Genomic DNA, 12,922 nt, shown 5'->3' with positions numbered 1-12,922 from the left:
TCGAGTAGGAATCAGAACGGTTGTGACTACCAAATGTGTAAACAAATCCTCGCTGGTCAGGCAAGGAAGGCGTTCTGTTCGATTGAGCTTGTTCGAACGTAAACATCTGCACTCGTCAGGTGCCCCCGTCAGTCAAGAGCATCGACACGGCCCGGCAGGCGCACGCGCCAAGGTTATCCCCGCGTTCATGCCATTCCTTTACTTCATCCAGGCCCAAGAACTTCGCCATCCTCATCATCCAAACCAAGGCAACGCCTGCCCTGAGGAGAATCAAAAACAATGTTCTCGCCTAAAAGCTTGAAGAAATCATCGAAGACAGCGTTGCCAGCCACACACGGCCCGGAGGGCAATTCCACCGAGGTATATAACTCTCGACGCCGGGGGAAAATCCTGTAAATCGATAGAACCCTGGTATCTTCATCTATCTCAACAAGGTGGGAATAAACTTCAGAATTCATGGACTTCCACCTAAATTAATTGTTCCACACATCAAATACGGGAACGTGCTCTCCTCGCAAGCAAGCCGCATATCGCTGTGCGGCGGAAGCGTAGCACCTTGCGGCTGCTTTTGAACTTCGGCGCTTCTTTATCGCTCTACACACTGCCGTCTCTTCTGCATACCTCTTGTCGCAGTGGTCATCTTCGTCGCTCTCCTCCGTAGAGCAAGCTTGCTTAAGCACAGCCAATGACATCTGCGACGTAGCGCTATTGGGGTTAAGCCAACCGTTGGGACCGAGCCCCATCATTTCTTGGAGCATCAAGACCTTCTTGATGGAGTCCAAGTTGATTTTCGGTCCAAAATCCCAATTGCCGTTCGGATTGCTGAGGTCGGCCCCATTGTACGCCCCAACGGCACCCGGGGCGCCCGTGACCACCGGGGGCGGGGGCAGTAAAGGAATTGCCAGCATCCCATCGGGGTCAACTGATGCGAGTGGGTTGCCCTTCACGTAGCCGTAGGTGCTGATTCCCCCCTGCAATCCGAGCGGGTCTGACGTCACGAAGCGGCCACTGGCGGGATCGTAGTCACGCTGAACGTTGTAGTGAAGGCCGCTCTCAGCGTCGTATCTCTGCCCAGGGAAGCGCATCGCGAACTCAAAAAGCGTGCCGTCCTGGTCCGGATCCTCGTTTGGTGCCGTCGCACCGAACGCTTCCCCCTTCAGATCCCAAGTCCAAACTGCGACGTCACGGGCTGGGTCAACGACAACGCGAGGGGTGCCCAGATGATCCGGCTGAACGTAGTAGAGCGCGCTACCCTTCAGCAATCCGACAGGCAGGTTGTCCAACCAGATCACCTGCTGACGCGCAATACCCGCCTGGTCGTATTCCCCCAGCCATTGCCCGCGCTCATCGTAGAGACTCAGTGCTGAGGCACCTCCGGCCTTACGGGCTATCTGCTGGCCAAGATCGTTGTAATGGTATTCCGCAGCAACCGTGCCGTTTCGCTTCACCGCACTCAAGCGCCCCATTGCGTTGTAAGCAAACTCGCGATCCACGCCCTGGATCGAAAGCGTGTTGCCGGCCGCATCGTAGGCACGCGACACGCCCGCAACGCTTTGCAGGCGATGACTGTCGGACGGATAGGCATAGGCCTGCTCAGCTCCATTGACCTTCGCAGACGTGCGATTGCCCGTGACGTCGTAGGAGTAACTGTCGATGATCGAGCCAGTGGCCGCATCCTTGAAGGCAGTCAATCGGCTCAAGGCGTCGTAGGTCAGCGATACGGACGTTGCCCCAGTCCCTCCGGAGGTGAGGCCGGTCAACTCGCCCACGGCACTGAACGAGAAGGCTGCATTCAGTGCTCCCGAGCCACTGCCGATCAACGCCGACGGACGGTAATCCTGGTCGACGTCTCGCGCCAACGTACGCCCGTTGCCGTAGGCCCAGCCCGCAGAGGGGCCGAAGGGATGGCGCTTTGCACTGGAAAGCAACACGACACGAGCAGCACCCGGTCGAGTCACACCGATCTCGGTGACCGTGCCGGCCGCATCTCGCTTGTAGTCCGCCACCGTTCCGTCAGGATAGGTGACAGAACGAAGTCGGCCAGCATTGGTGTAGGCATAGCTGACGCCCACGCTCTGCCCCGATGACGTCTGCACCTTGCGCGTCACATTGCCGGAGCGATCGTAGCAATACTGGGTTTTAGCGCCGTCATCCTGCATGGATGAGAGCCGCCCGGTTGCAAACGACTCATCAGGTGAGCAGATGGTCTCGACTTGGTCATACACGTATGACGCAACAATCGCTTCGTTCCCATAAACCTTGCGCACCACGCGCCCCAGGGCATCGTATGTGTAGCTGCTAGCCGTGCCATTGGCGTCAACCTGCTTCGCCGGCTGCCCTGCACTGTTGTAACTGGCAGTGGTTGCGCCCGTGTCAGGACTCTGGCGGTTCAACAGGTCGCCCAGCCCTGAATAGCCGTAAATGGTCGCCAGGCCTTTGGGATCGACCACCTTGGTGGTCCGGCCTTCGACGTCATACTCGTATCGCGTCTCGACCGCCATTCCGGAAACGTCCTGAAGCACCCTGCTGGGCCTTCCATAGGGATCGTAGTCAAACTGCGTCTTGCGCTTCAGGGCATCGGTGATGAGCTGGACGTTGTTCGCCAGGTCATAAGTAAAGTCGGTTGAATTCCCCGCTGCCGTCTTCTGGGAGACCAGTTGCCCCAGCTTGTTGTAAACGCGAGAGAGCGAACGCTTCAGTCCACCACCTGCGTCGAACACCTCCTCTTTGGTGCGATTGCCTGCCACATCGAGGGTGTAGCGAATGTTGTTCCCGGCCCCGTCATTGATCTGGACGAGACGGTGCGCATCATCGTAGGTGTAACTGAGGGATACTCCATCGGGGTCAACAATCGAGGCGACATTACCTGTCGCATCATAGGAAAGGGAGGTCACGCGATCGTTGGTAGACGCAGCTCCGTCCACGCTGTTCCGCTCGGTTATCGCAGTGAGCTTGCCTCGAGTGGAATAGCCGAAATCATGGATCGTGCCCGTCGCGTCCCGAAGACGCCTGACACGTCCATTTCGGTCGTAGGCCAGCCGTGTCGTCACTTGACCGAGAGCATTGGTCTCGGACTGAAGGTCACCAGCGCGGTGGCAGGAGCCCCCGAAAACGCCGCAACCCGACTCATCCGCGGTCAGGTAGTAGCTGTACCTGGTAACGTCCTGAACATCGGACCGCGGCCCGTCTTCGGAAAGGACAAGACCGACTTGCGGGCATTGGGTGGCATCCACCGCCGAGCAGTAGGCGGTGGTCCATTGACGAACCCCAGCGGGTGCATTGGTTGCAGTTCCGCACGCATACCCGACCACAGCCGAATTGGCAGGATCCACCTCGCACCGCGCGACCTCCAGGCCCAACGCGTTGTACTTCCATGAACTGCTGGAAACGGCCACGCCCGCAGAGTTCTTTACCACCCGGCTCAGGGGCAAACGCAGTGCGCTATCCCACGTGGTCGTGGTGGTGCGCTGCTGCGGGGTGTCGACGGCGTCAACCTGTTCGGCCAGCAGCCCGTCAGCCGTGTAAGTGGTCCTTGTAGTGATTCCCTTGAAGTCCGTGACCGACGCCGGGTAGCCGTTCACGTCATAGGTCATGGCCTTGTAGGGTTGGTTGCATTGGTCACCACAGGCGGCCGAACCACCCGCGGGCATCAGACGCCCCTTTCCTGTATCCACGAAGCCCAACTTGGAAGTGGCTCCGAGTGGTCCCTTGACGGTGACCGGCAGCGTTCCCTTCCAGGTGGAAGCGGCGTAGTCCAGGGTTGTGGTATCGACTCCGCCAGCGAATTCAGCGTGATAAGCGCGATGGGTGTAGTCGAATTTTATGGTCTCGTAACGGACGCCTTTCTCATCCACAATTCCTGTGAGGAAGGACGCCCCTGCGACAGTGGGACTGTTTGCTGTTTCGTTGTAGATGTAGCCCTTGCTTGTGGCGTCCGGATAGGTCACCGTTGCAAGCTGCCCGGCGGGGTTGTAGCCAAACGCTTGCGATACACCGTCCGGCAACATCATCGTGGTCAATCGCGATGAGGCATCATACTTAAAGCTCAGCGTGCGCCCGCTGGCGTCGCCAACGGTCAACAGGAGTCCAGCGACTGGCGCCACATCTGCCGGCGTGGTTTCGTCCGAATACTGCAAGGACAGAAGCTTCTTGCCAGCAGCGTCGTAGACTTCCTTCAGCAAGCCTGTCGCATCGTAGATTTCGGTTTGGCGATTCGCCGCCAACTGCAATGCATAGCCGGTGCCCGCCTCTCGATCGACGAGCACGTCTGCGACATCGGCGTCGACAGTCCAGCCGCTTGAGGTTCGAGTGAACCGCTCTGAACTGCCATCCGGCCGAATAGCACGGATGAACGTGTATTCTCCGGCGGCTCCAGTATTGGAAGCTAGCACCTCAAGTCGCCGATCAAACAGGTGGCGCCACTGAGGCCCCAAGGAAGAACCCGGAGCACGGGGAGAACTGTTGTAGAACCGCCGGAACATCAGGCCTGACGGAGATTGGAAGTCGGTTTCCTGCCGGTAAAAGTTGCCGGTAGACGTATTGATCGGATCGCCCTCAAACGGGCTCCCTGGGTCACGGGCATTGGCCTTTGAAGCACTGTCAGCAGCACCACGAGCCCCGGTTCCATCGGTTGCAGAGCCAAGCCCGGCTGAACAGCGTTTCTGACACCCTCCGAAATTCTTCTGGGGCTGTCCAATCAATATCTCGGAAGCAAAAACATTGTCACTTGCACTCCCGTTGACGTAGATCGTCGCCGCCCAGCCATCGTTGCCGTATCGCACGGTAACAACGGGCGGCTTGGTGCACTTAGGGTCCTGTTGGCAAGGGGCTTGGATCTTCCCGACCAGGAAGTTGACCGCAGCGCCGACGCTCTCAAACGAGCCAACCCCGCGGAACGACTGGACCTTGTAGGGAGGGCCGTAGTAGGTGGCTGCACTTGCAGTCGATGTACCGCCTAATGCTAGGCAGAAGGAGAGAATTGCGGCAGCCTTGTGGCTGCGCAGGGGCATTGCAAATGCCATTGGTACACACTCCATGTGAAAGACAACTGGCAAGTCCGGCCAAAGGATTCCATCCGACATCAGTCCTTAATGCACGGAACGAACATGTTCTCCCCCCAACCTTGCTGGGGATGGGCAAATCCTAGAGCAAGCTAATGACAGATTTTGTGCGACAAGACAAGCTTTGGAGAAGCACACCGCAATTGAGCATAGGCCCGCGGTAACCGTGTCCACAGGGTGTGCGACAGCCCCGCGCCAGCTCGTTAGGTTTATGCCTGTCCTTCGCACGCCGTATCAAGACCCGCCGAAGCCATACACCAGCGATGGGCTCGAGCAGACGGCTTTCCGGTGCCGCTCTCCATTCTGATTCGCTATGGTGTGTCACCAGTCATCCATCAACACCCTGCCGCAAGTAGAAGGTTAGATCACGGCTGGATTCTGCCTAACGAAAAAAAAGGCCCCCATCCATAAAGATGAGGGCCTCTATCAACACCAAAACCGTCGAGTAGGAATCAGAATGGAATATCGTCGTCAGCGAAGTCGTCCATCGGCGGAGCCTGCTGCGGCTGCGGACGCTGGTTGCCACCCTGGTTGCCGTAACCGCCGCCCTGGTTGCCGCCCTGATTGCCATAGCCGCCGCCCTGGCCACCGCGCTGGCCGCCGCCACCGCCGCCGTACTCCTGGCGCGGCGCCTGCTGGCGCTGCGGACGATCGCCGCCGTAGTTGCCACCACCGCCGCCACCGCCGCCGCCTTCACCGCGGCCGCCCAGCATCTGCATTTCATCGGCGATGATGTCGGTGGAGTACTTCTCCACGCCGTCCTGGCCGGTGTACTTGTCGTAGCGCAGGCTGCCTTCGACGTAGACCGAGCTGCCCTTGCGCAGGTACTCGCCGGCGATCTCGCCGAGCTTGCCGAAGAACACCACGCGGTGCCATTCGGTGCGCTCCTGCTGGTTGCCATCCTTGTCCTTGCGGACGCTGGTGGTGGCCAGGCTGATGCGGGTGATCGCCATGCCGCCCTGGGTGTACTTCACGTCCGGGTCGTTGCCGAGATTGCCGACCAGGATGACTTTGTTGATGCCGCGCGCCATAGGTACCTTCGTCCGTTGTCCAGGGGCAGACCGCCAGTGATAGCACAGCCCCGGCCGGGGGTGCAGTACGCTGGGCCGCCCCTGTTGAAATTTGGGGGAGTGCGAGAACGATGCATCTTAGCATTGCCGCCGCCATCCGCCCGGCCGGAAGACCCCGGCGGCACCGGAGGTTTGGGCTGATTTCCTTGTCCGGCAATGACTTACCCTCGCCTCGGCGGACATCGGGAAGGGCATCCGCGTCGACCCATGGCATCATGCCCGGGCACCTTCCACCCTGCCCCTTCCGCGTGCCCATGACCATCAAAGGCAAAGCCACCTCCCTGGACATCGCCCACCTGGCCGGGGTTTCCCAGCCGACCGTGTCGCGCGCCCTGCGTGGCAGCCCGATGGTCAACGCCGAGACCCGCGAGCGCATCCTGCGCATCGCCCGCGAGCTGAACTACAAGGTCGACAAGAACGCCTCCAGCCTGCGCCTGCGCAATGCCGGCACGCTGGCCCTGCTGTTCTTCGAGGACCCGACCAACGACGACTCGCTGATCAACCCGTTCTTCCATTCGATGCTGGGCTCGATCACCCGCGCCTGCGCCCTGCACGGGCAGGACCTGCTGGTCTCGTTCCAGCAGCTGTCCACCGACTGGCAGGCCGATTATGAGGACAGCAACAAGGCCGACGGCATCATCCTGCTCGGCTACGGTGACTACCACGAATCGCGCGACCGCCTGCAGCGGCTGGTCGAACAGGGCACACATTTCGTGCGCTGGGGCGCCGCCCTGCCCGGCCAGCCCGGCGTGTCGATCGGCAGCGACAACTTCCAGGGCGGGCACGACATCACCACCCACCTGCTGCAGCAGGGCTGCCGCCGCATCGCCTTCCTCGGCCATGCGTCCAGCCACTACCCCGAATTCCAGGAACGCTACCGCGGCCATGTGGCGGCCCTGCAGGAACACGGCCTGGCGGCGGAGCCGGCGCTGCAGCACGATGCGATCACCACTGAAGCCTCCGGCCAGGAGGCCTGCCAGGCGCTGCTGGCGCGCGGCGAACCGATCGATGCGATCTGCGCGGCCAGCGACCTGATTGCCATCGGCGCGATGCGCGCCCTGCGCGAGGCCGGCCGACGAGTGCCGCAGGACGTGGCAGTAACCGGCTTCGACGACATCCCGCTGGCGGCTTCGGTGTCCCCGGCGCTGACCACCGTGCAGCAGGACACCAAGCAGGCCGGCCAGCTGCTGGTGGAGCGCCTGCTGGCACTGATCGGGCGGCAGCCGGTGGACAGCCAGAGCATCCCGGTGAAGCTGGTGGTACGGGAATCGTCGCTGCGCGGGTAGGCACCCGCAGGGCCGGTGCGCCGGCCAACGCACGACGGCCGGATTCTCCCCCCATGACCAACGGCGGATGCGCACGGACGCCGATGCGCGGATAACGCGCAGACATCGCCCAGGGAAAGGTGTACGTCGCATGCTGAAGATCGATTCGCTGTCCAAGACGTACGCCAACGGCGTGCATGCCCTCAACAACGTCACCCTGGACATCCCGCGCGGCATGTTCGGCCTGCTCGGCCCGAACGGCGCCGGCAAGTCCTCGCTGATGCGCACGCTGTCGACCCTGCAGGAGGCCGACAGTGGCACGGCCACCCTCAGCATTCCGGGTGAGGCGTCGATCGACGTGCTGCGCGACAAGGACGCGGTGCGCCGTCGGCTGGGCTACCTGCCGCAGGACTTCGGCGTCTACCCGAAGGTCAGCGCGCTGGACCTGCTGGAGCATTTCGCGGTGCTGAAGGGCCTGACCCAGCGTGCGCAGCGCCGCGAGGTGGTCGATGGGCTGCTGCAGCAGGTGAACCTGTGGGACGCGCGCAAGCGCAAGCTCGGCACCTACTCCGGCGGCATGCGCCAGCGCTTCGGCATTGCCCAGGCACTGCTGGGTGACCCGCGGCTGGTGATCGTCGATGAACCCACCGCCGGCCTCGACCCGGAGGAACGCAACCGCTTCCTCAACCTGCTGGCGGCGATCGGCGAGAACGTGGCGGTGATCCTGTCGACCCACATCGTCGAGGACGTGACCGACCTGTGCCCGACGATGGCGATCATGAACAAGGGCCAGGTACTGCTCACCGGCCGTCCTGCCGAGGCCATCGACGCCCTGCAGCACCAGGTCTGGCGCAAGCAGGTCGATCCTTCGGAACTGGCCGACCATGAAGCACGCTACGTGGTGCTGTCGACCCGCCTGGTCGGTGGCCGCCCGGTGATCCACGTGCACAGCGCCAATGATCCCGGCGACGGCTTCGTGGCCGTGGCGCCCGACCTCGAGGACGTGTACTTCCAGCGCCTGCGTCTGCAGGCCCGTGCCCGCGCGGCAGCCTGAGCGGAGCACGCCATGATCCTCGACTTCTTCCGATTCGAGCTGCGCGAGCAGCTGCGTTCTCCACTGCTGTGGCTGCTGGCCGGGCTGTTCGCCCTGCTCGCCTTCGCCGCCGCCTCCAGCGACGCCGTGCAGATCGGTGGCGGCAGCGGCAACGTGCACGGCAACGCGCCCACCGTGATCGCGCAGATGCTGGGCATCTTCACCCTGCTCGGCATGCTGGTCACTGCGCTGTTCGTCAGCAATGCGCTGCTGCGTGACTTCGAACTCGGCACTGCCGAACTGATCTTCGCCAGCCCGGTGAAGCGCCGCGACTACCTGGCCGGGCGCATCGCCGCTGCCCTCGCCGCCGGCCTGCTGGTCTACGTTGTGATTGCGTTCGGCCTGTGGCTGGCGCCGTTCATGCCGTGGGTCGATCCCGAACGCATGGGGCCGATCAGCTGGCGAGGCTATGCATGGACGTTCGCGGTCATCATCATTCCCAACCTGTTGTTCACTACGGCATTGCTGTCACTGCTGGCGGCGCTGACCCGTTCGATCCTGTGGGTCTACATCGGCCTGGTGGCCTACCTCGTGCTGTATGGCGTAAGTGCAGCCCTGCTGCGCGACATCGACAACACGTGGATCGCCGTGCTGAGCGAGCCGCTGGGCATGCGTGCACTGAGCCGCACCATCCGCTACTGGTCCACCGCCGAGCGCAACAGTGGGATTCCCGCACTGACCGGCTATCTGCTGGCCAACCGCGTCCTCTGGCTGGGCGTGGCCGCCGCGTTGTTCGCCGCCACCTTCGCGCTGTTCCGTACCGAGCGCAGCGGCAGCGGCCGCCGTCGCTGGGGCCGCAGGCAGTCGCAGCCGGTTGCCGACGCCAGCGCCGCCCGCCCGACCCGCGCAACGCTGCCGCGCGTGGTACCGGCGTTCACCGCCACCACCGCGTGGCAGCAGTTCCTGCGCCAGGTGCGCTTCGATACGCGCGGTGTCCTGCGCAGCGTGCCGTTCATCGTGCTGCTGGTACTGGGCCTGACCAACTTCCTGCCCAGCGCACTGTTCCGGCAGACGCTGTACGGCACCCCGATCTGGCCGGTCACCTCGCAGATGATCATGGGCCTGCAGGGCGCCTTCAGCTGGCTGCTGGTGATCATCGTGCTGTTCTTCGCCGGCGAGCTGGTCTGGAAGGAACGCAGCGCGCGCATCAACGAAGTGACCGATGCGATGCCGGTGCCGAACTGGGTACCGCTGCTGGCCAAGTTCACCGCGCTGCTGGCGGTGATCATCTGCTTCCAGGCCGCCGGTGCACTGGCGGCGATGGGCGTGCAGCTGGCCAAGGGTTACACGCATCTTGAGCCGCTGCTGTACCTGCGCAGCCTGGCGCTGGATTCGGTGGTCTACATCCTGATGGGGGGCCTGGCGCTGGTGCTGCAGGTGCTCACCAACAACAAGTTCGTCGGCTACGCGCTGCTGATCGTGGTGATGATCGGCCAGGGCGTGCTCGGCCTGCTCGACTACACGCAGCACCTGTACAACTTCGGCAGCTGGCCCAACGCGCCCTATTCGGACATGAACGGCTACGGCCACTTCCTGCCGGGGCAGCTGGCGTTCCAGGGCTACTGGGCGCTGTTCCTGCTGGCGCTGATGTGCCTGGCCTCCGCATTCTGGGTACGCGGTGTCAGCCAGGGGCTGCGCCAGCGCCTGGCACTGGCCGGCCGTCGCCTGCGCGGCCCCACCGGTGCCTTCGCCGGGCTGGCGGCACTGGCCTTCATCGGCGTGGGTGGCTGGCTGTACTGGAGCACCAACATCCGCAACGAGTTCATCGCGCCCGACCGGCAGCTGGACCTGCAGGCCCGCTACGAACGCGAACTATCGAAGTACCGCGCCCTGCCGCAGCCGCGCGTCGTGGCGGTGGACAACCGCGTGGACCTGTTCCCGGAATCGCAGTCGATGGTGATCGACGCGAACTGGACGGTGCGCAACACGCATGCCGTGCCGATCCAGGACGTGCATCTCTCGATGGGCGACGACAAGCAGCTGGTCGCGGTTGACCTGGGTGGGCAAACCCTGTCGATGCATGACGCCGACCTTGGCTACCGTATCTACCGTCTGGCCACGCCACTGCAGCCGGGTGAAACCCGCAGCGTGCATTTCCGGGTGGTACAAAAGCCCAACGGCCTCACCGCCGGCCAGGCACCGAGCAACATCGTCGACAACGGCACCTTCTTCAACAGCCGCGTGCTGCCGTCCTTCGGCTACAACGAAGGTGCGGAGATCAGCGACCGCAACGAGCGTCGCAAGCGCGGCCTCGGCGAACCGCGGCGCATGCCCAAGCTGGAAGACGAAGCTGCACGTGCCAACACCTACATCTCCAACGATGCCGACTGGCTCGACTTCCGCACCACGGTCTGCACCGCGCCGGACCAGGTGGCGTTGGCGCCGGGCTACCTGCAGAAGGAGACCACGGTGAATGGCCGCCGCTGCTTCAGCTATGCCATGGACCGGCCGATGCTGAACTTCTATGCCTATCTGTCGGCACGCTGGGAGGTGCGCAGGGCGAAGTACAGGGACATCCCGATCGAGGTCTACTTCGACCCGGCGCACGGCTACAACGTGGACCGGATGATCGAAGCGGTGCAGAAGTCGCTGGCCTACTACGAGGCGAACTTCACCCCGTACCAGCACCGCCAGGTGCGCATCATCGAGTTTCCGGGCTATGCCCGCTTCGCGCAGTCGTTCGCCAACACCATTCCCTATTCCGAGGCCATCGGCTTCATCGCCGACCTGCGTGACCCGGACAAGGTGGACTACGTGTTCTACGTGACCGCGCACGAAATCGCGCACCAGTGGTGGGCGCACCAGGTGATCGGTGCCAACGTACAGGGCGCGACCATGCTGTCCGAGTCGCTGTCACAGTACTCGGCACTGATGGTCATGGAGCAGGAGTACGGTCGCCAGCACATGCGCCAGTTCCTCAAGCGCGAGCTGGACGGCTACCTCTCCGGCCGCGGTGGCGAAGCCATCGAGGAACAGCCGCTGGAACGCGTGGAGAACCAGCAGTACATCCACTACCAGAAGGGTTCGCTGGTGTTCTACCGGCTGCGCGAGGAAATCGGCGAGCAGGCGCTGAACCGTGCCTTGAAGCGCTTCCTGCAGGACAAGGGCTACCAGCAGCCGCCATACACCACCTCACGCGAGCTGCTGGGCTACATCCGTGCCGAGACCCCGGCTGACCGCCAGCAGCTGGTCACCGACCTGTTCGAGAAGATCAGCTTCTACGACAACCGGGTGATGGCCGCCAGCGCCCGCAAGCGCGATGACGGCCGCTACGACGTGACCCTGGACCTGCACGCCGCCAAGCAGTACGCCGATGGCAAGGGCAAGGAGAGCGACGCGAAGATGGATGACTGGGTCGAGGTCGGCGTGTTCGCCAACGGGCCGTCGGGCAAGGAGCGCGACCAGAAGGTGCTGTACCTGCAGCGCCATCACATCACCAGCGCCACGCCGAAGATCACGGTGACGGTGGATGAAAAGCCTGATGAAGCAGGCTTCGACCCGTACAACAAGCTGATCGACCGGGTGAGCGATGACAACCGGCGCAAGGTGACGATGTGAGGCAACGGGGCGCCGGCTGATGCGCCGGCGCTCCTTGCAACACGTGCGGGCTTGGCTCGGCCTTGCTGTAGTGCCGAGCCATGCTCGGCACATTGTCCACGACAGCCGCGAAGGTTCAGCGCACCGGGGACTTGGGCCCCAGCAACGCCAACAGCACATAGACCACGATCGAGGCGACGGTACCGAGCGCGGCCGGTAATCCGTAGGCCCACGCCGAACGGCCCTGCTGGCGCGCCCACTGGCCCAGATGCCAGGCTGCGCCCAGGTTGATCAGCCAGGCAATGGCGAACACCGGCCACAGCACCATGCCTACCGCACGCAGCACGGGCATGGACACCAGCGCGACGACGATGGCCGCGATCAGGAAGATCAGCGCGGAGCGGGAATGGCGGGGTGCGAGCGTGTTCATGCGGAAATCCTGCGCACCATCACCAGTACGCGATCGCTGCGGTTGTCAGCTTCCTGCAGCGGCGTCCAGCCCAGCCGGGCGTAAAGGCCACCATCCAGCGCTTCGGTCTGCAGGTACAGGTCGGAAACCCCCATCCGCGCCGCCTGCGCTGCCGCCTGTTCCACCAGCGTGCCAGCCAGCCCACGCCCGCGATGACTATCGGCCACGAACACGCTGCCCAGCCAATGTTCGTACTGTGGGAACGCCTGCATTTCCCGGCGCTTGAGCTGGACTGCGCCGACCACCTGCCCGCCGTCGAAGGCAGCGATGAGGTGCGGGAAACCCTCGGCATCCTGCGCCCGGTTGAGTCGTTGCAGCTCCTGTTCCAGCGACAGGCCGGCGTCCTGGCCCCATTCCGCGTGGTACCACTGCGCCAGTTGCAGGCGTTCCGGTGCGTCCACTGTCAGCTCACTGAATTCCACCATTGC

Annotated in this window: 8 protein-coding genes; 3 read left to right on the top strand and 5 right to left on the bottom strand. The window is 63.1% G+C overall.

All coding sequences use genetic code 11. From position 1 onward, the window contains the following. Nucleotides 1–203 precede the first annotated feature (203 nt). The 3 genes from ACUZUJ_RS05460 to ACUZUJ_RS05450 all read right to left on the bottom strand — a co-directional run bounded on the left by ACUZUJ_RS05460 (nucleotide 204) and on the right by ACUZUJ_RS05450 (nucleotide 6,091). Nucleotides 204–458, bottom strand: coding sequence for a hypothetical protein (locus ACUZUJ_RS05460; protein WP_135966044.1), 255 nt, complete (start codon nucleotides 456–458; stop codon nucleotides 204–206). A gap of 15 nt (nucleotides 459–473) precedes the next feature. After that, on the bottom strand, nucleotides 474–5,021 hold the full coding sequence (locus ACUZUJ_RS05455) for an RHS repeat-associated core domain-containing protein (protein ID WP_458220362.1): 4,548 nt from the start codon (nucleotides 5,019–5,021) through the stop codon (nucleotides 474–476). 491 nt (nucleotides 5,022–5,512) lie between these two features. Next, complete coding sequence (locus ACUZUJ_RS05450) at nucleotides 5,513–6,091, bottom strand: single-stranded DNA-binding protein (RefSeq protein ID WP_049430409.1); 579 nt, start codon at nucleotides 6,089–6,091, stop codon at nucleotides 5,513–5,515. Nucleotides 6,092–6,384: 293 nt separating this feature from the next. On the opposite strand from ACUZUJ_RS05450, the gene ACUZUJ_RS05445 reads away from it, so the two are divergent. From ACUZUJ_RS05445 to ACUZUJ_RS05435, 3 genes are all read left to right on the top strand, one after another. Further along, nucleotides 6,385–7,416 carry a LacI family DNA-binding transcriptional regulator gene (locus ACUZUJ_RS05445; RefSeq protein ID WP_049404959.1) on the top strand — a complete coding sequence of 344 codons (1,032 nt, stop codon included), beginning with the start codon at nucleotides 6,385–6,387 and terminating at the stop codon, nucleotides 7,414–7,416. 130 nt (nucleotides 7,417–7,546) lie between these two features. Further along, nucleotides 7,547–8,449, top strand: coding sequence for an ABC transporter ATP-binding protein (locus tag ACUZUJ_RS05440; protein ID WP_049443853.1), 903 nt, complete (start codon nucleotides 7,547–7,549; stop codon nucleotides 8,447–8,449). A 12-nt stretch (nucleotides 8,450–8,461) separates the two neighbouring features. Continuing rightward, nucleotides 8,462–12,046: an ABC transporter permease/M1 family aminopeptidase gene (locus ACUZUJ_RS05435; RefSeq protein ID WP_049443855.1), complete on the top strand. Its 3,585-nt coding sequence runs from the start codon at nucleotides 8,462–8,464 to the stop codon at nucleotides 12,044–12,046. Nucleotides 12,047–12,161: 115 nt separating this feature from the next. On the opposite strand, the gene ACUZUJ_RS05430 is transcribed toward ACUZUJ_RS05435, so the two are convergent. Both ACUZUJ_RS05430 and ACUZUJ_RS05425 read right to left on the bottom strand, forming a co-directional pair. After that, complete coding sequence (locus ACUZUJ_RS05430) at nucleotides 12,162–12,455, bottom strand: hypothetical protein (protein ID WP_458220361.1); 294 nt, start codon at nucleotides 12,453–12,455, stop codon at nucleotides 12,162–12,164. Further along, on the bottom strand, nucleotides 12,452–12,919 hold the full coding sequence (locus ACUZUJ_RS05425; RefSeq protein WP_458220360.1) for a GNAT family N-acetyltransferase: 468 nt from the start codon (nucleotides 12,917–12,919) through the stop codon (nucleotides 12,452–12,454). Before ACUZUJ_RS05425 ends, ACUZUJ_RS05430 begins: the two co-directional genes overlap by 4 nt. Nucleotides 12,920–12,922 lie beyond the last annotated feature (3 nt).

This window comes from Stenotrophomonas sp. S4 (assembly GCF_054187805.2).
The sequence above is the reverse complement of the archived record's forward strand: the minus strand, read 5'-3'. Positions and strand labels throughout refer to the sequence as shown.